The following is a 25,780-nucleotide window of genomic DNA, read 5'->3' as shown; positions in this document are numbered from 1 at the left end:
TAGGCGGGGGTCAGGCGCGCTGGGCGGCGAGATCGCGCCCGGCGCTGCTGCGCGGGCGGCTGTAGAGGCAGTAGAAGATCAGCCCGGCGACGTTCCATATCGCAAAGCGGATGAGCGTGTCGGTGGGCAGGCTGAAGAGCAGGTAGGCGCAGCCCGCAATGGCGAGCGTGCCGACAAGGTAGGGCTGCGGGCAGCGGAACAGGCGCGGCAGCGACGGCTCGCGGCGGCGCATGATCATCAGGCACGCGCCGACCGCGATGAAGGCGATGAGCGTGCCCGCGTTCGCCATCTCGGCGATCTTGTCGAGCGGGAAGATCCCCGCGACCAGCGCGATGGAGATGCCGGTCATCAGCGTGATGCGCGTGGGCGAACCGGTCTTCGGGTTGATCCGGGCAAGCGCGCGGGGCAGCAGCCCATCACGCGCCATGACGAAGAACACGCGGCTCTGCCCGTACATCATCACCAGGATGACAGACGGCAGCGCGATGATCGCGGCGAGCGCGATGACATGCGCGGCAAAAGGCTGGTCGAGCGCGCGCAGCACCAGCGCGAGCGGCTCGGCGCTATGGCCCAGTTCCTGGAACGGGAGCGCGCCCACGGCGGCAAAGGCCACGGCCATGTAGATCACCGTGCACACCAGCATCGAGCCGATGATGCCGATGGTAAGGTCACGGCCCGGGTTCTTGGCTTCCTCGGCCGAGGTCGCGACGGCATCGAAGCCATAGAAGGCAAAGAAGACGATGGCCGCCGCCGCCATGACCCCGCGCTTGGCGCCGCCGATCTCGCTGCTGCCAAAGCCGTAGGGCATGAAAGGCTGGAGATTGTCGGCCTGGAAGGCGGGCAGCGCAATCGCGACGAAGACGCTGAGCGCGGCGAGCTTGATGATGACGAGGATGATGTTGAGCGTCGCGCTCTCGCGCGTCCCCCCGATCAGCATGCCCATGATGGCAAGCGCAACCAGGACGGCGGGCAGGTTGATGAGGCCGCCTGTGAACGGGCCTGTCAGCAGCATTTCGGCCAGCGGTACGCCCGCCGACTGGATCCAGCCGACCAGATAGCCCGACCAGCCCACAGCGACCGTCGAGCAGGCGAGCGAGTATTCGAGGATCAGGCTCCAGCCCACGATCCAGGCGACGGTCTCGCCCATGGCCGCGTAGCTGAAGGTATAGGCGCTGCCCGCCGCCGGAATGAGCGTGGCCATCTCGGCATAGGCGAGCGCCGCGCAGGCGCAGACCGCGCCCGCGATGGCAAAGGCCAGGATCACCGCGGGACCTGCACGCTCGGCGCCCACGCCGGTCAGCGTGTAGATACCCGTGCCGACGATGGCGCCGACACCCAGGGCCACGAGGTGCGGCCAGCTCAGGGTCTTGGCAAGGCTATGCCCGGTTTCGCGATGAGCGAGAGATTCGAGTGTCTTTCTCGGTCCGAGCATGCAGTCCCCTTGCTGTGCAGTGCGTCAGCCGGTCGGGCTGACGGCGAAATGGGCCCGAAGGTCTTCGAGCGTGTTGGCGATGTGATGGGTCAGCTGGGCGCGCACGGCGTCCTCGTCGCGCGCGAGCCAGGCGTCGAGCAGCCCCTTGTGCTCGGTGTGCGCCCGGTTGCCGCGACCGGCGGGCTCCAGATGGGCAATGACGTAGCGCTCGGCGAGCACTTCGAGGCGCTCGACCAGCTGGGTGGTGAGCAGGCGCTGCCCGGGGCGCACCAGCGTCACGTGGAATTCGCGGTTGCGCACGCCCACTTCGCTGAGCGCGGAATTGGCGGCCGTGTCGAGCCGTTCGAACGCGGCGATGGCGGCCTGCTGGTCTTCCTCGGTGGCCATGCGCGCGCCGCGGGCGGCGGCGACGGGCTCGAAGGCGAGGCGCAGCTCGTAGATTTCCTCGGCCTGGTCGCTCGTCATCGGCTGGACGAACCAGCCGCGGTTGGGCTGGCTGGTGAGGAGGCCCTCATGTTCGAGGCGGGCGAGCGCTTCGCGCAGCGGGATCTTGCTGACCCCCAGTTCCTTGGCGAGCGCGTCCTGGCGGACCGGCTCCATGACCGAAAGCTTGCCTTCGATGATCCGCTCGCGGATGACTTCGAAAATCCGCTCTGCCAGTGTCCGAACTACAATTGTCACGACTTAATTCTCCAGGAATGCATCACGCCCGCAGGCGGCATGCGACAACCGTATAACGTAGACGGATGTTCCTGCGCCCGCAAATGAACCTTTGGTCAGGGTTCCGCCCTGATTAGGCCGACTATCGGGAAGGGACAATTTGCGGGTCATTGAGTCTTGCTGCCTCGTGGAATTAGATATACCGTATACGAAATAAGTTTGTGGTCAACGGAGTTTTTGATGGGGCACGTGGGGATCATCGGGGGCGGTGTTGTGGGCTTGTCCGCAGCGCTGGCGCTGCTCAAGGCGGGCCACCGCGTCACCCTCCTGGACAACGATCCCGGCGCCGCCGCGCCGTCCTGGGGCAACGCCGGGCACATCGCGGTCGAGCAGGTCGCCCCGCTGGCCTCGATGGAGCAGGTGCGCAGTGTCCCGGGACGTCTTTTCGCCGCAGGCGGCCCGCTTGCACTGCCCCCGCGCGAGATCGCGACCTGGCTTCCCTTCACCACACGCCTTCTGGGCGCGTCGGGTGCGAAGCGCTTTGCGGCGGGGCGCACGGCGCTCTCGCGGCTGTTGGCCGAGGCGCTTGGCGCCTGGCGCGCGCAAGTGGAGGAGATCGGCGCACCGGACCTGCTGCGCGAAGGCGGTCACCTGGTGACCTGGCTGGACGAACGCGCTGCGCGTGAGGGCGCGCGCGATCTTGCGGCCGCCGACACGGGCACGGCCAGGGCCGCGCCCGCCTCGTCGGCCGACCTGGCGCGTCTTTCGGCGCTCGGTGCCGCGCACCCTGCAGGTGCCATGCGCTTTACCGGCACCGCGCAGATCACCGATCTGAATGAACTGCGCAAGGCGCTCCTCGCGGCCTTTGCCGAGCGCGGCGGCACGCGGATCGAGGGGGAGGGGCGTCTGGTCCGTGAAGGCCGACGCATTTCCATTGCGGGCGTGGAGTGTGACCAGGTGGTGGTCTGTGCAGGCGTGCGCTCGGGCGCGCTGCTGGCGCCGGTCGGCCACAAGGTGCCGATCATTGCCGAGAGGGGCTATCACGTGCGCGCCGACGCGCAGCACTGGCCCGAGGACCTGCCGCCCGTCGTCTACGAGGAGCGCGCGATGATCGTCACGCGCTATCGTTCGTGCGTGCAGGCGGCGAGCTTCGTGGAGTTTGCGCGCGCCGATGCCCCCGCCGACCCGCGCAAGTGGGCGCGGCTGGAACGCCACATCGCCGAGCTTGGCCTGCCGATCACCGGGCCGTTCCAGCGCTGGATGGGCGCGCGCCCGACCCTGCCCGACTACCTGCCCGCGATTGGCCGCTCGCAGCTTGCCGACAATCTCTACTACGCCTTCGGGCACCAGCACCTGGGGCTGACGCTGGCCGCTGTCACCGGACGGCTCGTGACCGAGATGCTCGATGGTCGCCGCACCAGCCTGCCGCTCGCGCCCTTCGACCTTTCCCGTTTCGCCTGACCTCTCCCCGACAGGCACGGGGGCGTAGGCCCCACTTGCCTGGCAGACCTGGATGATGCCCGGATGACTTCCCCCCGTGCGCCCTTGAGCGCCTGTGCTCGCCCGTCTTCGGCCTCGCGCCGCGCGCTTCTGAAAAGCGGTATCGGCGCGCTGGCGCTGCCCGCACTCGCCCCGTCCCTCGCCCGCGCGGCCGAGCCGGGCGTGCGCCGCGTCAGCCGCGCATTGGCGCAGGAGGGCGCGGCCTTTGTGACCGGGTGCGAGGGCGGCTGTGTCACCAGCCTGCTCGCCGCAGGCCACGAAGCGCTCGGCGACTTCATCCGCGCGGGCGGACGTCTGGGCGAGGTGCGCGGGGCTTTCCGCATCGGCGCGGGGGAATGGCGCACCTTTGCCACCACGGCGCTGGCGGGCGACGTCGCAGAGGCCACGGCGAACACGCTCGCCACCCGCTATGCGCTGGGCGCGGGCCTGGTCCTCACCGTAGGCTTCGCGCTGGAGGGGGGCGACCTTGCCCTCACCCTCGATCTGGCGAACACCGGCGGCGAGGCGCTCGAACTGGGCGATCTGGCGCTGGGCCTCCCGATCAACGAGCTGCAGGCAAGCGACGGCAAGGACCCGCAGGGGCTCTTGAAACACAGCTTCATCTCGGGCGCGGGCTCGCACGTGTTCTGGCAGCGCAAGGACAGCGCGACGCCCTGGCTGGCGATGTTCGCGCAGGAGGGCAGCGCGCTGGAATACTGGGAGGGCTTTCGCCGTGAGGGCCCCTGCTACCAGGTCTATTTCCACGCCGCGTGCGCGGTGGACAAGGTGCGCAAGGCCCATTCGCGCTGGCGCCTTCCCGCGACGTCGCTGCACCTTGCCCCAGGCGCGCGCGCGCAGCGCGGCGTGACCTTTGCGCTGGTGGAAGGCTATGCCCAGATGCGCGCCGCGATTGCCGATCGCGGCCTGGTCGATGTCGAGCTGAGCCCGGGCATGACCGTGCCCAGTGATCTTGCGGTCACGCTCTCGCTGGGCTCGCGCATTCCGGTCGCCCGGATCGAGGCGGAGCATCCCGGCAACACGCGCATTACCGCGCTGGGGACGCGCGCGGGGCGCCAGCTCTACCGCGTGGAGCTGGCACGGCTGGGCGAGAACCACCTGACGCTGGTGCAGGAGAACGGCGCGCGCACGACGCTCGAATTTTTCGCGACCGAGCCGGTCGAGACGATGATCGCCAAGCGCGGGGCCTTCATTGCCAGCCACCGCCACACCGATCCCGCCAAGTGGTACAACGGGCTTCTGGCCGAATGGAACATGCAGAGCGAGGTGCTGCTGGGCCCCGACAACTACGACCGCATCGGGGGCTGGCGCATCTATGAAGTGACCTGCGATGATCCGGGCCTTTCCAAGCCCGCGTTCCTGGGCGCCAAGCTCGCCGAATACCCGGTCCAGGCCGAGATCGACGCGCTGGACGACTATATCGAGCACTTCGTCTGGGGTGGCCTTCAGCAGACGAGCGAGGAGCCCTGGCCTTACGGCATCTACGGCATCCTCGACTGGAAGCGGAACCGCGAGAGCGAAGACCCCGGCCCCAAGGGGCGCGAGCACCTGTGGCGCACCTACGATTACCCGCACATCGTCGTCATGTACTTCGGGATGTACCGGGCCGCGCGGCTTCATCCGGGTGTCTCGACACGGCTTTCGGCCGAGGCCTACCTCGAACGCGCCTTTGGCACCGCGCGCGCGATGTTCACCGTGCCCGACACGCTGGTCGGCTGGGACGCGAACAACATCGGCTACTATAACGAGATCGTCCTGCCCGAACTCATCGACGCGCTCGAGGCGGAAGGCAAGGAGGCCTGGGCGGGCGAATTGCGCGGCTTCTGGGAGCACAAGGTGCGTCACTTCGTGGAAGAAGTGGAGGACCTTTTCGTCTCGGAATACGCCTTCGATTCCACGGGCTTTGAATCGACGCAGGCCATGGCCCGCTACGCGCTGGAGCGCCCCGGCACGTTTGCGCCCGAACGCGCCCGCGCCTTTCGCGAGCGCCAGTTCGCCGCCAACCTGTTCTGCCGGGGCTGGCTGGAGCCTTCCTACTATTACCTTGGCAGCGATTACCGGGGGCAGGGCGGCGATGCCTATACGCTGACCTACATGGCGCAGATGGGCGGCTGGGGCGTGCTCGACTACGCGCTCCACGATGCGCCCGACCCGCACGCGCTGCTGCGCTTGGGCCACGCCTCGACGCTGAGCAGCTGGGCGCTGCTCAACAGTGGGACACCCGAAAGCGGCCACGGCTACTGGTATCCGGGCAAGGCCAACGACGGCGCGGCGGGCGGCGGGTTCGAGCCTGCCGCGCTCGGGCAGACCTGGCTCGACCAGCCGCACTGGCACGGGGCCTGGTACTATTCGTGCGAGATCGACCTGGGCTTCTGCGGGGCCTTGCGCGCGGCCGCAACGACCCTCGCCGACGATCCGCTGCTGGGGCGCATCGCCCATGGCGGCAGCCTTGAGGAGGCAGGTGGGATCCTGCGCGTGGTCCCGCGTGACGGGGTGCGCCGCCGTTTCCACGTCCGGCTTCAGCACGCCGCGTTCGATCTGCAGCTGGCACCCGGTGTACGCTTCGCGCGCGAAGAGGCCATCGAAGTGGCTCCCTCGGGCAAGGGGTGCCGCGTCGTGCTCGAACACGGCGCGGGCCCTGCGCGCACCAGCCTGCTCACGCTCGGGCAGGTGCAAGGTCTGCGCATCGACGGGGCGGCGCGCGATCTGGATGCGCGCGGACGGGTTGCGCTGGAGATCGCGCAGGGCACCACGCGCACGGTGGTTGACCTCGCCTTCGCCTGAGCGGCGGGAAATTCGCATTCCGGACAGCGGCGCGCGCAGAGCCTGACAGGAAGGGCCTTTTCGGGCTAGGGCGGTCCGCGCGCACCCTTGCGCCCCTGCCCGAATGAGAGGACCCGCCATGACCCAGCCCTCCACGCCGCTTCCTGCGACACCCAGCTTCCGCCTCGACGGGCGCCGCGCGCTGGTGACGGGGGCGGGACGCGGGATCGGCCTTGCCGCCGCCGCCGCGCTGGCCGAGGCGGGGGCCGAGGTAACCCTGGTGGCCCGCACGCAGCCGGAGATCGAGGCCGTCGCGGCCCAGTTGCGCCAAGCGGGCTACCGCGCCGAGGCCGCGCCGCTCGATGTCTCGGACACAGAAGCCGTGCGCGCCTTCTTTGCCGCGCGCGAGCCGTTCCATGTCCTCCTCAACAACGCGGGCACCAACCGCCCCAAGCCGATGTGGGAGGCCAGCGAAGATGATTTCGACGCGGTCATGGACCTCAATGTGAAGGCCGCGTTTTTTGTCGCGCAGGCCTGCGTGGAGCGGATGATGGCGACGGGCACCAAGGGCAGCCTCATCCACATGGGCTCGCAGATGGGCCATGTGGGAGGCCCCAACCGCTCGCTCTACTGCGCCAGCAAGTGGGCGCTGGAGGGCATGAACAAGGCCTTTGCGCTGGACCTGGCGCCCCACGGCATCCGCTCCAACACGATTGCCCCGACGTTCATCGAAACACCTCTCACCAAACCCTTTTTCGAGGACCCCGCGTTCAAGGCAAGTGTGCTGGAAAAGATCAAGATCGGCCGCATCGGCGTGCCCGAGGACCTGATGGGCGCGGTGCTGTTTCTGGCGGGCGATGCCTCGGCGATGATGACCGGCACGAGCCTTGTCGTCGATGGTGGCTGGACCGCCGAATAGCTATAAGCTCAGACTAAGTATCATCCGATCCAGCGCGTCTCGCAAGGCGCTTGATCGCGATCAAGAACGGGGCATTCCCGCACGCCTATTCTCATCACCGATCTAACAGGACCGGATAAAGAGGATAGCCCGAATGACCCTAGCACCCGATACCCCGCCGCCGCCCGGCGACAGCGCGCCGATCTTCGGCACGCACCTGTTCGACGGCTGCGCGGCGGCCAAGGGCTACGCGCTCAACGCCATGTGCTTCTCCTTCAACGAGGCGGCCAACCGCGAGGCCTTCCTCGCGGACGAGGACGCCTACTGCCAGCGCTATGGCCTGAGCTCAGAGCAGCTCGCTGCGGTGCGCGCGCGCAATGTCCTCGCCATGATCGAGGCGGGCGGGAACATCTACTACCTCGCCAAGCTGGCGGGCATCTTCGGCCTCAACGTGCAGGACGTGGGCGCGCAGCAGACCGGCATGAGCGTGGACGAATTCAAGGCGATGCTGCTCGCGCAGGGTCGCAAGGCCGGGGAGGACTGAGACCATGGCCCGGATCATCGGAGGTTACTTCACCAGCCACGTCCCCGCCATCGGCGGCGCCATCGTGCGCGGCGACCAGGACGAGCCCTACTGGAAGCCTTTCTTTGACGGCTTCCCGCCCGTGCGCGAATGGCTGGAGGCCGAGCGTCCCGACGTGGCGGTGTGCTTCTACAACGACCACGGCCTCAACTTCTTCCTCGACAAGATGCCGACTTTTGCGGTGGGCGCGGCGCACGAGTACCGCAACGAGGACGAGGGCTGGGGCCTGCCGCTGTTCAAGTCCTTCGCCGGCCACCCGGACCTCAGCTGGCACATCATCGAGCAGCTGGTGGGCGATGAGTTCGACGTGACCACCTGCCAGTCGATGCTGGTCGACCACGCGCTCTCGATCCCCTTTGAGCTCGCCTATCCCGACGCGAAGCAATGGCCCCTGAAGCTGGTGCCGATTGCGATCAACACGGTGCAGTACCCGCTGCCTTCGGCCAAGCGCTGCCTGGCGCTCGGCCGCGCGGTCCACCGCGCGCTGGAAAGCTGGCAGGGGGCCGAGAAGATCGTGGTGATCGGCACGGGTGGCCTTTCGCACCAGCTTGACGGCGAGCGTGCGGGCTTCGTCAATCCCGACTACGACCGCTTCTGCATGGACAGCCTGGCCGCCAACCCGGAAGCGATCTGCGTCGACAGCACGAAGGAGATCGTGCGCAAGTCGGGCTCGCAAGGGGTGGAGATCCTCAACTGGATCGCGGCGCGCGGCGCGCTGGGCGCGGCGCCTGCGCGCGAGACGCACCGCAATTACCACATCCCGATCTCGAACACGGCGGCGGCGACGATGCTTCTCGAGACCGCCTGAGCCTGTTCGCCTAAGGTAAAAGCCGGAAGCCCCGCCGGATATGTCGGCGGGGCTATGTTGCGTGCCGCGCTCAGCCACCTGCGGCGAGGAAGGCGCGGAACGGGGCGAGGCCGGGCACGTGGCTGGTGCTCCCGCCATCGCAGACCAGCACTTCACCCGTCACGTTGCGCGCCGCATCCGAGGCGAGGAAAGCCACCGCCTCGGCAATGTCTTCGGGCGCGCCGAGCCGGTCGCGCAGGGTCTCGGCCTCGACCGCTTCGCGAAGGCCTGCCGGGAAGGCTTCGAGCAGCGAGGGCGTGACCGTCATTCCCGGAGCCACCGCGTTGCAGCGTACCCCATGGACGCCGTGGCTCGCCGCGATGGCGCGCGTCATCTGGATGATCGCGGCCTTCGAGGAGGAATAGGCGGCCTGCACGATATGGCCCTGCAGCGCGAGGTTGGTGACCGTGTTGACGATGTTACCCTGGCTTGCGCGCAAGTGCGGCAGCGCGGTGCGGCAGGCGATCATGGTGCCGCGCACGTTGATCGCGAAGGTGCGGTCCCAGAACGCGGTGTCCATGCTCTCGACATCGGTATCGGCGAGCGCGACGTCGGGGCCGAGCAGCGCGGCGTTGTTGTGCAGCACGTCGAGGCGCCCGAAGTGCGAGAGCGTCTCCTCGACCATGTTCTCGATCGAGCCCGGATCTTCCAGGTCGACCTCGATGGCATGGGCATCGGGCAGTTCGCGCGCGAGATCGATCGCGCGGGCAAAGGCAATGTCGGCGATGACGACCTTGGCGCCGCGTGCGGTCAAAAGGCGCGCGGTCGCGCCGCCGATCCCGCCCGCGCCGCCGGTGACGATGGCGACCTTTCCGTCCATGCGGATTGCATCCTGGGCCATGTTCCTCTCCTCTTCCTCAGGTGTTTTTCCCTGCATAGGGATCGGGGCGGGCTGCGAAAGTCGGTACTTTTTCCACCCCCTTGAGGAGGTGGCCCGCGTCAAACCGCGAATCGCACCCCTGCGTTCGCGCGAATCGTGAAGCGCCAGCGGCCATCTCTATCCGCGTGTCGGGTAGCCCTATCCGCTCTTCGAACTCCAAGGTTAACACGATTTTTCGCGCGGGTTCGCTCGCGCGTCCGCGGACTTTGCCGTGGCTGTGCGCGCAAATGGTATAATAAATTATATCCATATATTTCAGATATATAGGAGTTTTGCGATTTGGCCTTCTCCCACAAACATTCGTGGCGTGGACATTTTGGGCGTTTGCCGTCGATCCTGCGAACAAAGCCAAGCAGCCTTCGGGGCGGCGCTACCGCGTTTTCGCCCCCGTCCGGTCACGAGGCCAGGCTCGGGGAGCTCTCGGACACAAGGCATGCATGGGGGCATGCCTTGCCGGAGAAAACGGGGCGGCTGACCGGCAACAACGATGACGACACCAGGGGGAAGCATGAAGATCAGGACCAGGAACACGCTGCTGGCAAGCGCAATGGCGCTGACGCCGCTGATGATGGCAAGCGGCGGCACGGCGTGGGCACAGGAAGCGCCGACCGCCGCCGAGGACGAGACCGCGACGCACACGCCGGGCGTCATCACTGTCACCGCGCGCAAGCGCTCGGAAAGCGCGCTCGATGTGCCCGTGGCGATCAGCGCCTATTCGGGCGAGGACCTCAACGCGCTCAACGTGCAGACGGTCGAGGAACTGACCGCGATCACGCCGGGCATGAACCTCAACAACTCGATTGCCGGATCGGCGCGCTCGGACCGCAGCCAGACCGCGCTGATCATTCGCGGCATGGCGCCCAGCCGCGGCAACCGGACAAGCTCGACCTTCATCAACGGCGTTCCCATTTCCGATGGCACCGTGACGGGCATCTTCGATTTCGACCATGTCGAAGTGCTCAAGGGGCCGCAGAGCGCCTACTTCGGCCGCCAGACATTTGCTGGCGCGATCAACATGGTGACCGCGCAGCCGACCGACTACTTCACCGGCTATGTGAGCGCTCTTGGCGGCTCGCGCGACTACCTGGACCTGCGCGGTGCGGTGGGCGGTCCGATCGTTCCGGGCGTGCTCTCGTTCCGGGCGAGCGGGCGCTATTTCACCCGTGACGGATCGTGGAAGAACAACGCGATGCCGGGCGAGATGCTGGGCGACCAGTCGACCCGCAGCGGCTCGCTCCAGCTGGATTTCACGCCGACCGACAATCTCTCGGTCAAGCTCTTCGGCATGATCGCGCACGACGATGACGGCGCGGGCGCGACCGGCGTGCTGCTGCCCGAGCAGGCCAACTGCGAGATCGGCGGCAATCCCTTCTTCTGCGGCCAGCTGCCCGATCTGCTGCCCGGCCAGCCCAGCGCGAACACCGAGATCACGCCCGGCCTGCAGGAGATGTTCGCCAACTATTCGCCGATCATGTCGCAGGACGAGAACATCGACCACTACGGCATGGTGCGCGACAGCAACCACTTCAGCGCGACGGTCGAATACGTCACCGACAGCGGCATCAGCCTGACCAGCATGACCGGGCTCAACCGCAATTCCTGGACCGTGCTCTACCCCATCACGGGCGTCGCCTCGCCGTACGAGAACACCTTCACGAACGACGAGTTCGCGATGGAGAACACCGACTGGCCGTTCACCATCCAGCACCGCCAGAAGGACTTCTCGCAGGAGTTCAGGGTCTCCTCCGATCCCGATGCGCGCCTGCGCTGGATGGCCGGCGGCAGCTACCTGTGGGCCAAGGGCTATGAAGGCTACGCGCAGCTCTACTTCTTTAGCGGGCTCTCCTCGGACTTTTCCTCGACCAGCGAGAACGAGACCTGGGGCGGCTTCTTCGGCCTGTCCTATGACCTGACCGACACAATCACGATCGACCTCGACGGGCGCTACCAGTCCGACACGATCATGAGCCGCGACGGCGCGACCGATGTGATCGGCTACGAGAAGACCTACAATAACTTCCTTCCGCGCGTCAGCGTCCAGTACAAGCCCAGTCCGGACCTCATGCTCTATGCGACCTACTCGCGCGGTGTGAACCCGGGGCTGGGCATCGACCCGCTGCTTTCGGTCCCGCCCGAGTACGCCGCGGACCTCGAAGCGCAGGGCGTCACCCACGGCGTGAAGCCCGAAATCCTCGACAACTTCGAGGCGGGGTTCAAGGGCAGCCTGTTCAATGGCCGCCTGATCTTTGCGGGTGATGTCTACTACGACATCTGGTCCGACAAGATCACCGAGACGACGCTGCTCATCCCGCGTCCCAACGACACGCCGCTCTATGTCTCGGTCTTCACCAACCAGGGCCGCGTCGACCTCAAGGGGTTCGAGCTGGAGATGACCGCGCGTCCGACCGACGAGCTGACGATGTTCCTGGCTGGTGCGATCAACGATAGTACGATCAAGCGCGGCTCGTGCGCCTTTTGCCAGACAATGACCGGCGACGGGGACGCGACGGGCAACCGCCTGCCGTTTACCTCGAAGTACTCGCTGCAGGGCTGGGCGGAGTACGCCGTGCCGGTGCCGTCGATGGGCGACTATTCGGTCTATGGCCGGGGTGAGTTCACCTACAAGTCGGGCGTTTACGCCAGCGAAGGCAACTACGCGAAGACCGACGATGCCGCAGTCGTCAACTTCCGCCTGGGCATGCGCTCGGACGGTCTCAGCTTCGAGGGCTTCGTCACCAACGCGTTCAACAACAAGACCTACACCAGCGTGCAGCCCAACTGGGAACTGGCGAACCCGGCGCAGAGCTTTGCCACGTATGACACGATGGTGGTGGGCCTGCCCCAGCTGCGTACCTGGGGCTTCCGCGTCCGCTACGACTTCTGAGGCGCGAGGGGAGGGGGCCTTGGCTCCCTTCCCGAACTTGCCTACGAAAAACCCCGGCGGTGTGCGAACCGCCGGGGTTTTTCGTGGGCGCTTGCGTGGGGCTTCCCTAAAGGTCAGACCGGGCGGTAGGGGAAGGACGTGACAGGCTTCGCGCCCATGCGTTCGAGCGCGTTGATGACGGCGGCGCCGGCCAGCAGCGAGCCCGGCTCACCAATGCCGGTCGGGGCCTCCTCGCTGTCGACGATGGCCACCTCGATCCGGCGCGGCATGTCGTACATGCCCTGGATCGGGTAGTCGTGGAAGTTCGACTGCACGGCTGCGCCGTTTTCCACGGTCAGTTCGCTGACAAAGGTGTTGGAGAGCGCAAAGGCGATGCCGCCCTCGATCTGCGCGCGCACGATGTCCGGGTTGATCGCAAGGCCCAGATCCACCGCGCACACGATCCTCTCGATGCGGTAGTCCTCGGGCGTGCCCGAGACTTCGGCGATCTGGGCAATGTGGGTCTCATCGGCGAATTGCACCGCGACGCCCCGGGTGATCCCTTCGGGCGCAGGGCTATCCCAGTCCACCATGGCGGCCGCGCGGCGCAGGACCCCGGCTGCGCGCGGGCGCTCGGCAAGAAGGTTCAGGCGAAAGGCGAGTGGATCGGCCTTTGCCGCGCGGGCAAGGCGATCAACAAAGATCTCCTTGGCCGGCGCGGTGTGGTTGTTGGCAATGCCCCTGTAGGTCTCGACCGGAATGTCGAGATCGGCGCGCCACCAGTCGAGACGGCCCGCCGGAAAATCATACTGTTCAAAGGCATTGCCCAGGATCACGCTGAAACGGTGGACCTCGGGGGCGATCTTGAGGAGGTGCGGAAACACGCCTTCGCCGCCGATGCCGTGTTCGATGGCGGTGGGGCGCCCGGTGTCATCGAGCGCGGCGCGCAGGCGGTGGAGCGCCTGAGGACGGTAGCGCATGGCGGCCATCTCGTCCTCGCGCGTGCGCATCAGCTTGATCGGCCAGCGCCCCTGCGTCGCCTTGAGCACTTGCGCCAGTTCACAGATCCAGTCCGAATCCGCTGCCGCGCGCCGCCCGAAGCTGCCGCCTGCGGCAATCGTCTCCAGATGGACCTTCTCGGTGGGGACGCCCAGGATTTCGGCTGCGGCCTGCTGGTTGATCGTCTGCGACTGGAACCCGGCGCGCAGATAGCACTCCCCGTCCTCGATCCGCCCCATCGAGGTCAGCGGCTCCATCGGCGCGTGGGCGAGGTAGGGGAAGGTGAACTCGGCTTCGAGGACCTGCGCGGCCTTGGCAAAGGCCGCCGCACTGTCGCCGCGCTCCTCGCTGAATTCGGGCTCGGCGCTGTCCATCGCCTCGGCGAGGGTGTCGAGGTAGCCTTGCGAACTGGTGGTGCTCGCCGCGCTTTCGTCCCAGGTGATGTCGAGCGCGTCGCGCGCCTTCATCGCCTGCCAGGTGCCGTCCGCAACGACGGCAAGGCCACCTGGAATCTCAACGACCGCGCGCACTCCGGGCATGGCTTTTGCCGCGCTGGCATCGAAGCGCGCGACGCGCGCGCCAAGGCGCGGCGGGCGGGCCAGCAGCGCGACCTTGAGGCCGGGCCAGCCCCCGTCGATGGCGTAGAGCTGGCGCCCGGTCGACTTGGCGCGCGCATCGAGCGCACCCAGCGCGCGCTGACCGACGAGGCTGTAGGCGCTGCGCGGTTTGGGGCTGGCCTCGGGCACGTCCTGGGCTCCGGCCTCGGCGGCAAGTTCCCCGAAATGGGCGCTGCGCTCGCCAGCGCGAACGACGCCGTTCGCGACCGTGATGTCGCCTGCGGGAACCTGCCAGCGCGCGGCGGCGGCGGCGACGAGCATGGCGCGCGCGTTCGCCCCGGCTTCGCGCAGCTGCTGCCAGCTTTGTGCGATGGAGGTGGAGCCGCCGGTGGTCTGCGCGCCGTAGTCGAGGTGGACATAGTCGGGGAGACGTGCGGGCGCGCCTTCCACGCGCACCTGCTCCCAGTTGGCGTCGAGTTCCTCGGCAAGGATCGTGGCGAGCCCCGTCCAGATGCCCTGACCCATGTCGAGGTGCTTGGCATAGACGGTGACGGTGCCCTGTGCATCGATGCTCAGGAACGGGCTGGCCAGGTGGGGGGCGTCCTCTTGCGCCCTCGCGAGACTTTGCGCGCCGTCGGGCGTCGCGCCCCGGGCCAGCTTCGGGGCCATGATGCCCAGCACCAGCGCCGTGGCCGAGAGCGAGACGAACCGGCGGCGATCCAGGCCCGCGTGGGCTCGGGGCGAGGAGGTGTCCGGTTCGTGTCGCATCAGGTGAGGAACTCCGTCAGGGTCTTCGTCCAGGCTTCGGGCTGCTGGTCGATGATATCGACGCCGCCGCCCTCCAGCTCGGCATAAGCCATGTCCGGGCGCAGGGCCCGGGCGCGCTGGGCGTGTTCGTAGATCTGGTCGCCGGTGTTGGTGAGGATCAGCGTGGGGCAGGCAAGGCGTGGCAGGCTGTCCTCGTGGCGGTACTGGAAGCCGGCGTTGTGTCCGTACCAGAACGGCGAGGGGGCCCCCATGGCCTGAAGGACGTAGCTGTTGACGGTCTCGACAGGAAGGCTGCCTGCCACGAGGCGTTCGCGGATCGCGGCGAACTCGGCGAAATGCTGGCCGCCGGGCTTGGGCACGATTTCCTTTTCGCGCAGATGCTTGTCGGCAAAGAAGGCGCTGCGCTCAGCATCGGTCAGCGGCATCGGGCCGTTGAGGACCAGACGCTGGACCCGTTCGGGCAGGGCCAGGGCCACTTCGGTCGCGACCATGGCGCCGGTGTGGTGCCCGGCGATGGCGAAGCTTTCGAGCCCGAGCGCGTCGATGGCCGCGACGATGCTGGCCGCAAGGTCCTCGACGCGCGGCGGGAAGGGCGGGCAGTCCGAATTGCCAAAGCCGGGCAGGTCGATGCCGATGGCATCGAAGCCCGCTTCGGCGAGGAGCCCGTAGACCGCCGCGAACTGGCGGCTGTCCATCGCCGCCTGGTGTACCAGCACGAGCGGGCGGCCCGTGCCGGTACGGCGGTAGTGGATCTGCCCGAAGGGGCCGTCGACATAGCCCCGGCGCGGGGAGACTTCGGCGCTGCCCGCAGCCATCAGGCGAGCAGCGTCTGGCCGAGCTTGCGGCCGAAGGTGACCGCGCTCGAGACGATGGCGCCGCTCAGGAACGAATGGCCGAGGAAACCAATGCCGATGGCCTCGCCCGCCGCGTAGAGGCCCTCGATGGCCTCGCCGTTCGCGCCGGTGACGCGCAGGTCATGGTCCACCTTGATGCCCGGGTAGCAGGTGATCGAATAGCCGTAGTGGCGCACCGCGTAGAACGGGCCGTTTGCGATCGGGGCGGGCAGGTGCTGGCGCTTGAACATGTCCGAGCCGACCTTCTGGCCGCGGTTGTAGGTGTCGATGGTGTTCGTGAAGGTGCCGACCGGCAGCTTGCAGCGGGTGGCGAGCTCTTCCAGGCTATCGGCGCGCACGTAGTCTTCGTCGAAGCCTTCGAAGAGCTGTTCGAGCTTTTCCGGCTCCCACTTGAAGAGCGGCGGGGCCTCATTGCGGATGGCCTCGTCGTAGATGACCCAGAACGACCAGTCGGACTGGCGCATGATGGCGCGTTCGCGCGAATCGATGATGGGCTCGTCCTCGGGCATGAAGCGCTCGCCCTCGGCGTTGACGTAGACTTCCCAGGGCTGGCGCACGCTGGGCACGATCACGGTGTGGACCCAGGCGGCAGCGGGAGCGCCAAGGTCGCGCGTGCCGCCGAAGGACGGGAGCAGGGTGTCCTCGAACCAGCTCGTGCCGCCTGCCTTGCGGGCCAGCTTGAGACCGTCGCCGACCACGGTGTCGATGTGGTAGCGCAGCGGCACCACGCCGTGGATCTCCTGCCACAACTCCTTGCTGCCGCCAAAGCCGCCGGTGGTGAGCACCACGGCCCTGGCTTCCAGGCGAATTTCCTCGCCCTTGTGGGTGGCGACAACGCCCCTGGCGACGCCGTCCTCGACGATCACGTCCTCGACCCGGGTTTCGAGGAAGAGTTCGAGATTTCCGGCCTTGATGGCCGGCGCAATCGCGTTGCGGTAGGCCTTGATCAGCGAGAAGCCCTGCTCGGTGCTGCGGTAGGTGCGCGGCGTCGTGTAGAGGTCGTGCTCGGGCGCGAAGACGGGCTCGAAGGGGGTGCAGGTCCAGCCCGATTCCAGCAGCCAGTCGATGGCTTCGGGCGCGCGCTCGATCCAGTCGCGCAGCAGCACGTGGTCGCCCGTTCCGTGGTTGATGCGCATGGCGTCGGCAAAGTGGGTGTCGGCATCGTCGGCCACGCCCGCGGCGCGCTGCATCGCCGTGCCCGCCGCGCTGATCGAGCCGCCCGAGAGGACCAGCGTGCCACCGATGTCGTCCGCAGCTTCCACCAGCGCGACCTTGAGCCCGCGCGCGGCGGCCGCTGCCGCTGCAGGAACGCCGGCCGTGCCTGCCCCGACCACGATGATATCGAACCCGTCCGTCATGTTGTCTCCGCTTCTCGAGCCTGGATTTGGTGCCTTGTTGGCTTGGAGCAAAGACTGACGTGGCCCGTGCCCGACGGCGAGCCGTGAGACCTCGATGATCGCGCCGCGAACATTTTTCCGTCCGCGTGCTCGACCCGGTGGAGATGAAAGTGGCGCGCGAGGGCGCGGATCAGGCGGTGCCCGCCGGGACGCTGCGGCCCATGTCCTCGCCGATGCGCCGCGCGGTCTGGAGCACGGGGTCGAGGTACTTGGCCAGCGCATCCTCGACCGTCATGGCCGTTGCGAAGAACACCAGCGTCAGCGCGCCGAGCAGCTTCTCGCCCTCGAAGATGGGCACCGCGAAGGAGGAGGTGCGGCCCGGATTGGCCGAATAGGCGGTGCGCGAGATCGCGACATAGCCCTGCTTGCGGATCTTCTCGGCCTCGCCGCTGTTCTCGAAGACGCGCAGCATCTGCACGTCGCCTTCCGAGCCGGTCGCTTCCACGTGGCGGATCAGCGAGGCGCGCGAATCGGGCGTGGCGTGGGCCAGATAGGCCCGCCCCGAGGCCGACTGGATCAGGGGCACCTGCCAGCCGGGGTAATAGTGGTTGAAGGTCAGCGGGGTCTGGGTGCTGGTGGAATCGCGCACGACCATCATGTTGCCCATGCGCGTGACCACGCTGATCGGCCAGTGCACGATGCCGGTCAGCGCCTCGATGTGCGGGCGCGCGGCGGTGACGAGCGCGTCGTGGCCCTGGAAGCCATAGGACAGCGCCTGTACCAGCGGGGTCGGGCGGTAGCGCTTGCGCGAGGGTTCGCGCTCGACCACGCCCTCCTCCACGAGCGCGCGCACGAGCCGCAGCACGGTGGGATAGGGCAGGTCCACCGAACGCTGGATTTCGGAGAGACTGGGCGAGCCCTTCAGATTGATGACGCGCAGGATTTCGAGCGCGCGTCCAATCACGCGTATGGATGAATCGGCGGTCAATGGCTTCTCGGTTTTCAGGTTTTATTGTTCTGGAATGGAGGACATCTTGTCGTGTTTCGGGCGAGACATGCAAGCCGAATTGTTCATTTCACGAACATCGCATTTCCCGAAGCTGGCATCACGCAGGCCCGACCCGCATCCCCGGGGCTCGAAAAGCGAGATACGTGACGACAGGGGATGTGCGTGCGGGAGACCGAAGTTCTGATTGCCGGTGGTGGACCGGTGGGCGCGATTGGCGCGGTGCGGCTTGCCAGCATGGGGATCGATGTCCTGTGCTGCGAGCAGACCGAGAGCTTCGCGAGCGATCTTCGCGCCTCCACGATCCACGCCGCCACGCTGGAAATGCTCGATGCGGTCGACGCCGCCGAGCCGCTCATTGCCAAGGGTTTGAAGGCGCCGGTCTACCAGTGGCGCGACCGCCGCTCGGGCGAGCACTATGATTTCGACCTGGGCGAAGTGGCCGATGTCGCGCGCTTTCCTTTCCGTCTCCAGTGCCCGCAGCACCACATGGCCGGGCTCCTGACGCAGACCCTGCCAAGCATGGCGAACGCCGAGATGCGCTTTGGCACGAAGCTCGTCTCCGCGCACGAGGACGCGGAAGGGGTGGTCGCGACGCTGGAGAAGGACGGGCGCACCGAAGAGGTCCGCGCGAAGTTCCTCGTCGGGGCGGACGGATCGCATTCGACCGTGCGCAAGCTGATGGGCGTCGACTTCGAAGGCTTCACCTACGAGGAGAAGTTCGTCAGCGTCTCGACCGCGCACCCGATCGAGGAGACCATGCGCGACATTGCGCTCGTCAACTACATCGCCGATCCCGAGGAATGGCTCGTGCTGCTGGCCGTGCCCGGGCTCTGGCGCATCCTGGTGCCCGGCGACAAGGCCGTCAGCGACGAGGCGCTGCTGCGCGATGAGGCGATTGCCGACATCTTCGCGCGGATCGTTCCGGGCACGCCCGTGGAGACGACCTTCCGCAAGATCTACCGCGTGCACCAGCGCGTCGCCTCGCTCTTCCACAAGGGGCGCATGCTGCTGGTCGGCGATGCCGCGCACATCAACAACCCGCTCGGCGGTTTCGGCATGAATTCGGGCATCCACGATGTCTGGAATCTGGCCGACAAGCTGTGGAGCGTGCTGCGCCAGGATGGCGATAGCGAGCAACTTGCGCTGTTCGACCGCCAGCGCCGCGGGATCACCAAGGCCTTCATCCAGGCCCAGTCGATCGAGAACAAGGCCTTCATGGAGCACGCTCCGGGAGAGGCCCACGCCGCCCGCCTCGCACGCATGGCCGGGATCGCCAACGATCCGGTCAAGCGCCGCGAATACCTTCTGAAACAGGCCATGTTCCAAAGTCTGGCCGACGCGGAGAAAATTGCATGAGCATCGATACTGTACCCGGACGCGTGAACCGCGACCAGCTGGGCTTCCGCCGCAAGTTCGGTGTCCTGGGCCCCTCGACCAACACCAGCGTCCAGCCCGATTTCGACGACCTGCGCGTGCCCGGTGTCACCAACCACTACAGCCGCATCGTCGTCGACAACGCCAAGGCGGTCTCCAACGAGACCTTCATGGCGGGCGCCTGGGAGATCAGTGACAACACCGTGGACGCAGTCAAGGGCGTGCTCACCTGCGCACCCGACTACCTCGTCATGGGCATGTCGGCGGTGACCTTCTTTGGCGGGGCGGAAGGGGCCGACAAGTGGCGCCGCAACGTCGAGGAGATTTCCGGGCTTGGCGTTTCGACCGGCGCGGATTCGGTCGTCGCCGCGCTCAAGGCCTATGGGCCGGGGATCAAGAAGGTCGCCTTCTTCTCGCCCTACTTCCCGACCGCCAATGCCGAAGTGAAGAACTTCCTGGCCGACCACGGCTACGAGACGGTGCGCGACATTCCGCTGCAGTGCCCCTCCTGGCTCGCCATCGCCGAAGTCGAGGAGCGCCGCACCATCGACACCTTCAAGGCGCTCGACGGCGATGACGTGGACGCGCTGATCCAGGTCGGCACCAACATTTCGGGCATCCGCGCGGCGGCGGCAGCCGAGCTGTACCTGGGCAAGCCGGTCATCGCGATCAACACCGCAACCTACTGGCACGCGCTGCGCGCCAATGGCATTCAGGACCGCCTGATGGGCTTTGGCCGCCTGATGAGCGAATTCTGATCGCTCCCGGCGAGGTCCTGCGCGGGAGGCATAGTCTGCCGCCTGCGCAGGGCCTTGCCACACCTGCCTTGTTTCTTTCCCGCTAGACGTCGAGACCTTCGAGCCATGACCACGACCGCCACCAGCTTCATTGACGGCGCCTTCCTTCCGGCCGGGGACGGCTTCGAGCTTCCCGTCTTCGATCCGACGAGCGGGGTGCAGGCGAGCGCGCTGCGCGAGGCCGATGCGGCCGAAGTCGATGCCGCGGTCAAGGCCGCGCGCGCGGCCTTTGGGCCGTGGAGCGCGCTTGGCAGCGAGGCGCGCAGCAATGTGCTCCAGGCCATCGATGCCAAGCTGCGGGCACATGGCGACGAACTCGCCGAGTTGGAAGCGCGCACCTCGGGCCTTCCGATCTCGGGCGTGCGCCCGCTGATCGACCGCGCCGCCGAGAACTTCAAGCGCTTTGCCGAGGTCGCCAGCATGATGGCGGGCGAGACCTTCCAGCAGAACGAGAAGTACCTCACCTACACCACCCGCGAAGCCAAGGGCGTTGCCGCGCTCATCGCGCCGTGGAACGCGCCGCTGGCGCTGGGCTCGATGCGGCTTGCGACCTGCATCGCCTTTGGCAACACCTGTGTGCTGAAGCCGTCCGAATACACGCCCCAGTCGACCCTACGCATGGTCGAGCTGATGCACGAGGCGGGCCTTCCCAAGGGCGTCGTCAATGTCGTCAACGGCCGGGGCAGCGTGACCGGGGAAGCGCTCACCACCCACCCGGACATCGACATGATCGGCTTTACCGGCGGCACCACCACGGGGCGCCGGATCATGGCTGCGGCGGGCGAGCGGCTGACCCCGGTGACGATGGAACTGGGCGGCAAGTCGGCGGCCATCGTCACGCCCGATGCGGACCTGGAACGCGCGCTCGACGGCACGCTGCTCGCCATCTACGCGAGCAACGGCCAGCAGTGCCTGGGCGGCTCGCGCATCCTCGTCCACGAATCCATCGCCGAGGAATTCATCGCCGCCTTCGTCGCGCGGGCCAAGGCCATCCGCATCGGCGATCCGTGCGATCCGGCGACCGAGATGGGTCCGCTCGCCTTCGAGGCGCACCGCGCGCACGTGCAGCACTACCTGGATGTGGCGCGCGAGGATGGCGCCGAGATCCTGCACGGAGGAACGGCGCCCGAGGGCCGCGAGCAGGGCTGGTTCATGGAGCCCATCGTCGCGCGTGCGCCCAGCAATGCCGCGCGGATCTGCCAGGAGGAGATATTCGGGCCCTTCGCGACCTTCCTGACCTATTCCGACCTCGATGAGGCCATCGCGATGGCCAATGCCTCCGACTTCGGCCTCGTCTCCTATGTCTGGACGCGCGATCTGGCGACGGCCATGGCCTGCAGCGCGCGCATCCGCGCGGGCACGATCTGGGTCAACACGCCGATGATGCGCGAATTGCGCGCGCCGTTTGGCGGGTACAAGGAATCGGGCATCGGCCGCGACGGCGCGCGCCACTGCGCGGACTTCTTCACCGAGGCCAAGACCACCTCGATCCCGCTGGAAGATACGCCGATCCGCCGCCTCGGCGCCTGATCCGCAAGAGACGCAAGGAAAAGGGGCCGCGCCCGTACCTTGTCGAAGGTGCGGGCGCGGCCCTCTTCGTGTTCGGGTGGGCTCAGTAGTCGCCGAATTCGTTGGTGTCGGGAAAGACCGTTTCCTCATAGCGCGCCAGCACATAGGCGTGGCCCTTGGCATAGCCGTTCATGCGCACCATCAGCGCGTCCTTGCGGGTAACCCAGATGTCGAGGTCGCCGTCGATGTCGCCCGTGCGCCACAGGAAGCGATGGCACGCGAAGGTGCCTGCGGGCACGTGCATGTCCTCCTCGCCCAGGTACTCGACCGGCATCTCGACCTTGCGGCCATGGCCCATCGTGCCCCCGTTCCAGGTAAGCGAGGTGGTGAGCAGCTCGATGGTCTGGACGCCCGGCACGCTGCGGTCGAGCTTCATCAGCTTCCAGCCTTCCGCGGCGGTCGGGTGGTAGCCCAGCACCTCGCGCGTGGCCTCGAAAGGGAAGGCGGAGACGTCGATGGGCGCGCCGTCCGGGCCGAGCACGACGGAGGTCACTTCGCCGCCTGTCACCTGGCGCACCACCGACCCTGCATAGCGGCCGTCCGCATAGAGGCGCGCAAAACCGTCGCGCGGGGTGAAGTCGGCCTCTACCGTCTGCATGACCTGGCGCACGATGGAATTGCCCGGAAAGCGCGAGAGCGTCATCGCCGTGCGCGACCCGTCCGGGTTGCAGGTGAGGATGAAGTCCTCCCAGTCCGCCGTGCGCTCGGGCGCATCGAGGGGGTGGGTGACGTACGAGCCGGTGATGCGTGTGAAGGGCATGGGCGCAACAGATCGCGCAAGGGCATGGCGATCAATTCTGCAGCGCACCGATGTTCACGCGGCGAAGGAAAGGAGGCAAGCAGGAAGCCAATTTCAAGGGGCCATCGCCCCTTGACCCCAAAATCGGCAACCTCACCTTTCTCCATCCAGGATGGCGTGAGAAAGGTGCGGTCGACAGTTCGGGGAGCCCGAGGGCGATGGCCCTCGGAATCCTGTCTTCTGATTTCAGGCCGCCGTTTCGGGCGTCGGTTCGGTCTGGCCGGCGTAGGGCACATCGCGTCCGCCAAAGCGGCGCACGCGGATGTTGGCCTGTTCGCCATGCCCGGCAAAGCCTTCGAGCGCACACAGGCGCGAGCAGTAGTCGCCGATCAGCGCGGAGGCCTCGTCGGTCTCGATGCGCTGGTAGGTGCAGGTCTTCAGGAACTTGCCGACCCACAGGCCACCGGTGTAGCGCGCGGCCTTCCTGGTGGGGAGCGTGTGGTTGGTGCCGATGACCTTGTCGCCGAAGCTGACGTTGGTGCGGCTGCCCAAGAACAGCGCGCCGTAGTTGGTCATGTTGTCGAGGAAGTAGTTGGGGGCGGCGGTCATCACCTGGACGTGCTCGGAGGCGATCTCGTCGGCGATTGCGACCATTTCCTCGGTGCTGTCGGCGACGATGACTTCGCCGAAGGCCTCCCAAGCCTTGCGGGCATGTTCGGCGGTGGGGAGGATCTGCAGGAGGCGCTCGATCTCGGCCATCGTCTCGCGCGCGAACTTTTCCGAATTGGTGAGGAGGACGCCCGGGCTGTCGGGGCCATGCTCGACCTGGCCCAGGATGTCGGTCGCGGCGATCTCGGGATCGCAGCCCACCTCATCGGCGATGATCAGCGTCTCGGTGGGACCTGCGAAGAGGTCGATGCCGACACGTCCGAACAACTGGCGCTTGGCTTCGGCGACGAAGGCGTTGCCCGGGCCGACCAGGATATCGACCGGATCGATCGAGGCCGTGCCGATGGCCATGGCACCCACCGCCTGGATGCCGCCCAGCGCATAGATCACGTCGGCCCCGGCGAGCGCCTGTGCGGCGACAATGGCGCGGGCCGGGCGGCCCTGGAACGGCGGGGCGCAGGTGACGACGCGCTTCACGCCCGCAACCTTGGCGGTGATCACCGACATGTGCGCGCCGGCCAGCAGCGGGTACTTGCCGCCCGGGACGTAGCACCCGGCCGAGTTCAGCGGGATGTTCTTGTGCCCCAGGACAACGCCGGGAAGCGTCTCGACCTCGACGTCCTTCATCGAGGCGCGCTGGACCTGCGCGAAGTTGCGCACCTGCGTCTGCGCGAACTCGATGTCCTTGCGCTCCTGCGGGGTCAGGCTGTCGACGCAGGCCTCGATCTCGGCGTCGGTCAGGCGATAGTCCTCGCGGTCCCAGCCATCAAAGCGGATCGACATGTCGCGCACGGCGGCATCGCCGCGCTGTTCGATGTCGGCCAGCGCGGCTTCGACGATATCGCGGACCTTGCGGTCGGCATCGGCCTTCGTCTCGGCGCTTGCGCCGCGCTTCAGATACTGCGCCATCTTCACTCTACCCTTCGTCATGTGTCGTCATGGATGAGGCCGACTTGGCGCGGTCCGGGCCGTGCGGGAACGCTGCGTGGGGCAGATGTCCATATCGCGAAAAGATGGACCGTTCCCGGCGTCGCAGGGGAGGGCGCGGGGAGAAAACTCAGGCCTTCTCCAGCCGCTCGATGATCGGGCCGAGTACATCCGCGATGAGCTTCTCGCGCATCGCGCGGCGGGCATCGTCCTCTTCGGGCGAGAGCGTCAGGTCCTCGATCCCGCTGGCCACGGCAAGGCCCTGTGCTTCCAGCACCTGTTCCATCGCGCGCATGCGTTCGCGCGTGACCGAAAGTTCCATCGTCAGCGTCACCATCGCGCGCAGCATCTGGTCGACGATGGGGTTTTCCAGGAAAGTGACGGTGCGGTCGCCGGGCTTGGGGCCTGCGGGAAATGCGTCCTGTGCCGGGGTATCTGCCGGGGTGGTCATGGCTTGCGCCCTCCGAAGAAGAAATAGGTGGCCGCGCCCGCGCTTTCGTAGTCGGCAAAGGCGTGGTCGGGATCGAACCCGGCGCGGGTCAGTTCGGCCATCATGTCGAGCTCGACGAAGCCGGTCCAGAAGGGCTCGCCATTGTGGCGCACCTGCCAGTCGTTGGTGGCCTGCTTGATGAGCGGGATGCGGTGCGCGTGGTAAGGCACGTCAAGGTGCAGGACGAGGCCGCCCGGCTTCAGGAGGCGCCAACATTCCTTGAGGATCTCCTGCGTCTGCGCTGCGGTCGTCTCGTGGAACATGATGATCGAGGTGATGAAGTCGACGCTCTCGTCGGGAAGGCCGGTGTCCGCCGCGTTGGCCTCGAGAAAGTCGATGGCAAGCCCGTTCGCTTCGGCCGTGCCATGGGCAAAGCGCACCAGCGGGCGCGCGCACTCCAGCCCTGTGACCTCGGCCTCGGGCCAGACTTTCTTGTAGGCGTGGGTCTGCTCGCCGGTGCCGCAGCCCATGTCGAGGACGCGGGCAGGGACAAGGTCCGGTGCGCGGCGCTGCGCGACTTCGGCCACGAACTGGCCCAGCGTGTCCTTCTCCAGCGAGCCGCGCGCGGACATGCCCTTGGCGCTGCGGTAGAGTTCGACCGTGCCGGTGTAGTTGAGGCCCTGTTCGATGTCGTCGGCGCGGCGCTCGCGCCAGTAGCCGCCGGGCTGGCGGTGGATCTCGGTGGTGCTGACCGGGGCGCGAACAACCAGATCATCGCGCAAGGTCACGCTGCCGCCAGCCGGACGCGCATCGCGCAGCGCGCGGTAGGTTTCGATGCGGTCATCGATGATGCGGTCGGTCGTGTCCTGCACCGCGTCCCACATCAGGTTCTGGCTGTGGAAGGTGAGCGCCGACCAGGTCTGGAACAAGGGGTCGTTCTCGACCGCGGCGACCGCCTCCTTGCGGGTGGCGGGAGGAGCGCCGTGTTCCGCCTCGTAGGCCGGGGCCAAGGTCGCATCGAAGCGGCGGTCGAGCGCCGCCTCGACATCGAAATTGATGAATTTCTTGAAGCCGCCGATGAAATTCTGCCGGGCGGTCTCGTCGTGGTTGGGCGTGAACGCGAAGTCGCGCGCCGTGAAGGTTTCGTTCTGGGCCATGGGGGAAGTCTCGCGCAGGAGTTCGCCCTCTGCAATGTGGGGGCGTGCGCTGTTCGCGACATGAACATCTTGCGGGCATAGTGCTTATGCGTTTTGCGTATATCAGGTCGAATAATTCGACTGGAATTTCGATATCTCTCTGGCAGCAAGGGCGCTCAGCCATTGCCAGGG

The 25,780-nt window shown here is 67.1% G+C and carries 20 protein-coding genes; 9 read left to right on the top strand and 11 right to left on the bottom strand.

The annotated features are described in order from the left end of the window. Nucleotides 1–10 precede the first annotated feature (10 nt). Together LC060_RS09095 and LC060_RS09090 are read right to left on the bottom strand one after the other, a co-directional pair. The gene (locus LC060_RS09095) at nucleotides 11–1,432 is read right to left on the bottom strand and encodes an amino acid permease (protein WP_226634730.1); all 1,422 of its coding nucleotides are present in this window, start codon (nucleotides 1,430–1,432) and stop codon (nucleotides 11–13) included. A gap of 24 nt (nucleotides 1,433–1,456) precedes the next feature. After that, nucleotides 1,457–2,113, bottom strand: a complete 657-nt coding sequence (locus tag LC060_RS09090) for a GntR family transcriptional regulator (protein ID WP_226634728.1) — start codon at nucleotides 2,111–2,113, stop codon at nucleotides 1,457–1,459. 219 nt (nucleotides 2,114–2,332) lie between these two features. On the opposite strand from LC060_RS09090, the gene LC060_RS09085 reads away from it, so the two are divergent. The 5 genes from LC060_RS09085 (at nucleotide 2,333) to LC060_RS09065 (ending at nucleotide 8,641) form a co-directional block, all read left to right on the top strand. Then, nucleotides 2,333–3,553 (top strand): NAD(P)/FAD-dependent oxidoreductase, encoded by a 1,221-nt coding sequence (locus tag LC060_RS09085; RefSeq protein ID WP_226634726.1) that lies wholly within the window; start codon nucleotides 2,333–2,335, stop codon nucleotides 3,551–3,553. 63 nt (nucleotides 3,554–3,616) lie between these two features. After that, nucleotides 3,617–6,373, top strand: a complete 2,757-nt coding sequence (locus tag LC060_RS09080; RefSeq protein ID WP_226634724.1) for a DUF5695 domain-containing protein — start codon at nucleotides 3,617–3,619, stop codon at nucleotides 6,371–6,373. A gap of 118 nt (nucleotides 6,374–6,491) precedes the next feature. Beyond that, complete coding sequence (locus tag LC060_RS09075) at nucleotides 6,492–7,271, top strand: SDR family NAD(P)-dependent oxidoreductase (protein ID WP_226634722.1); 780 nt, start codon at nucleotides 6,492–6,494, stop codon at nucleotides 7,269–7,271. Between the two features lie 133 nt (nucleotides 7,272–7,404). After that, nucleotides 7,405–7,794 carry a protocatechuate 4,5-dioxygenase subunit alpha gene (locus LC060_RS09070; protein WP_213503748.1) on the top strand — a complete coding sequence of 130 codons (390 nt, stop codon included), beginning with the start codon at nucleotides 7,405–7,407 and terminating at the stop codon, nucleotides 7,792–7,794. Between the two features lie 4 nt (nucleotides 7,795–7,798). Continuing rightward, the gene (locus tag LC060_RS09065) at nucleotides 7,799–8,641 is read left to right on the top strand and encodes a class III extradiol dioxygenase family protein (protein WP_226634720.1); all 843 of its coding nucleotides are present in this window, start codon (nucleotides 7,799–7,801) and stop codon (nucleotides 8,639–8,641) included. Between the two features lie 70 nt (nucleotides 8,642–8,711). Here LC060_RS09065 and LC060_RS09060 read toward each other — a convergent pair whose 3' ends face one another. Next, nucleotides 8,712–9,521, bottom strand: a complete 810-nt coding sequence (locus LC060_RS09060; RefSeq protein WP_226634718.1) for an SDR family NAD(P)-dependent oxidoreductase — start codon at nucleotides 9,519–9,521, stop codon at nucleotides 8,712–8,714. 547 nt (nucleotides 9,522–10,068) lie between these two features. Here LC060_RS09060 and LC060_RS09055 point away from each other — a divergent pair. After that, nucleotides 10,069–12,444, top strand: a complete 2,376-nt coding sequence (locus LC060_RS09055) for a TonB-dependent receptor (RefSeq protein WP_226634715.1) — start codon at nucleotides 10,069–10,071, stop codon at nucleotides 12,442–12,444. Between the two features lie 113 nt (nucleotides 12,445–12,557). Here the strand turns inward: LC060_RS09055 and LC060_RS09050 are convergent, their stop codons facing one another. From LC060_RS09050 to LC060_RS09035, 4 genes are all read right to left on the bottom strand, one after another. Beyond that, the gene (locus LC060_RS09050) at nucleotides 12,558–14,747 is read right to left on the bottom strand and encodes a xanthine dehydrogenase family protein molybdopterin-binding subunit (RefSeq protein WP_226634714.1); all 2,190 of its coding nucleotides are present in this window, start codon (nucleotides 14,745–14,747) and stop codon (nucleotides 12,558–12,560) included. Next, nucleotides 14,747–15,562 (bottom strand): alpha/beta fold hydrolase, encoded by an 816-nt coding sequence (locus LC060_RS09045; protein WP_226634711.1) that lies wholly within the window; start codon nucleotides 15,560–15,562, stop codon nucleotides 14,747–14,749. Before LC060_RS09045 ends, LC060_RS09050 begins: the two co-directional genes overlap by 1 nt. Continuing rightward, nucleotides 15,562–16,959: an FAD-dependent oxidoreductase gene (locus tag LC060_RS09040; protein ID WP_226634703.1), complete on the bottom strand. Its 1,398-nt coding sequence runs from the start codon at nucleotides 16,957–16,959 to the stop codon at nucleotides 15,562–15,564. Before LC060_RS09040 ends, LC060_RS09045 begins: the two co-directional genes overlap by 1 nt. A 169-nt stretch (nucleotides 16,960–17,128) precedes the next feature. Continuing rightward, nucleotides 17,129–17,926, bottom strand: a complete 798-nt coding sequence (locus tag LC060_RS09035) for a helix-turn-helix domain-containing protein (protein WP_226634701.1) — start codon at nucleotides 17,924–17,926, stop codon at nucleotides 17,129–17,131. A 183-nt stretch (nucleotides 17,927–18,109) separates the two neighbouring features. Here LC060_RS09035 and LC060_RS09030 point away from each other — a divergent pair, with 183 nt between their 5' ends. The 3 genes from LC060_RS09030 to LC060_RS09020 all read left to right on the top strand — a co-directional run bounded on the left by LC060_RS09030 (nucleotide 18,110) and on the right by LC060_RS09020 (nucleotide 21,648). Then, the gene (locus LC060_RS09030; protein WP_413465098.1) at nucleotides 18,110–19,303 is read left to right on the top strand and encodes an FAD-dependent oxidoreductase; all 1,194 of its coding nucleotides are present in this window, start codon (nucleotides 18,110–18,112) and stop codon (nucleotides 19,301–19,303) included. Then, nucleotides 19,300–20,079, top strand: a complete 780-nt coding sequence (locus LC060_RS09025) for an arylmalonate decarboxylase (RefSeq protein WP_226634697.1) — start codon at nucleotides 19,300–19,302, stop codon at nucleotides 20,077–20,079. Before LC060_RS09030 ends, LC060_RS09025 begins: the two co-directional genes overlap by 4 nt. A 105-nt stretch (nucleotides 20,080–20,184) precedes the next feature. Then, the gene (locus LC060_RS09020; protein WP_226634695.1) at nucleotides 20,185–21,648 is read left to right on the top strand and encodes an aldehyde dehydrogenase family protein; all 1,464 of its coding nucleotides are present in this window, start codon (nucleotides 20,185–20,187) and stop codon (nucleotides 21,646–21,648) included. 82 nt (nucleotides 21,649–21,730) lie between these two features. On the opposite strand, the gene LC060_RS09015 is transcribed toward LC060_RS09020, so the two are convergent. From LC060_RS09015 to LC060_RS09000, 4 genes are all read right to left on the bottom strand, one after another. Further along, on the bottom strand, nucleotides 21,731–22,447 hold the full coding sequence (locus tag LC060_RS09015; protein ID WP_226634693.1) for a DUF3108 domain-containing protein: 717 nt from the start codon (nucleotides 22,445–22,447) through the stop codon (nucleotides 21,731–21,733). A 225-nt stretch (nucleotides 22,448–22,672) separates the two neighbouring features. Continuing rightward, the gene (hisD, locus tag LC060_RS09010) at nucleotides 22,673–24,004 is read right to left on the bottom strand and encodes a histidinol dehydrogenase (protein WP_413465103.1); all 1,332 of its coding nucleotides are present in this window, start codon (nucleotides 24,002–24,004) and stop codon (nucleotides 22,673–22,675) included. A 148-nt stretch (nucleotides 24,005–24,152) separates the two neighbouring features. Then, nucleotides 24,153–24,473: a hypothetical protein gene (locus LC060_RS09005; RefSeq protein WP_226634689.1), complete on the bottom strand. Its 321-nt coding sequence runs from the start codon at nucleotides 24,471–24,473 to the stop codon at nucleotides 24,153–24,155. Beyond that, nucleotides 24,470–25,609, bottom strand: a complete 1,140-nt coding sequence (locus LC060_RS09000) for a class I SAM-dependent methyltransferase (protein ID WP_226634687.1) — start codon at nucleotides 25,607–25,609, stop codon at nucleotides 24,470–24,472. The genes LC060_RS09005 and LC060_RS09000 overlap by 4 nt, the downstream gene beginning before the upstream one ends. Nucleotides 25,610–25,780: the final 171 nt, after the last annotated feature.

Source organism: Novosphingobium profundi (assembly GCF_020524485.1).
GTDB classification, from domain to species: Bacteria; Pseudomonadota; Alphaproteobacteria; order Sphingomonadales; family Sphingomonadaceae; genus Novosphingobium; species Novosphingobium profundi_A.
Note: the sequence above shows the minus strand (reverse complement) of the source record. Positions and strands in the feature narration are given on the sequence as shown.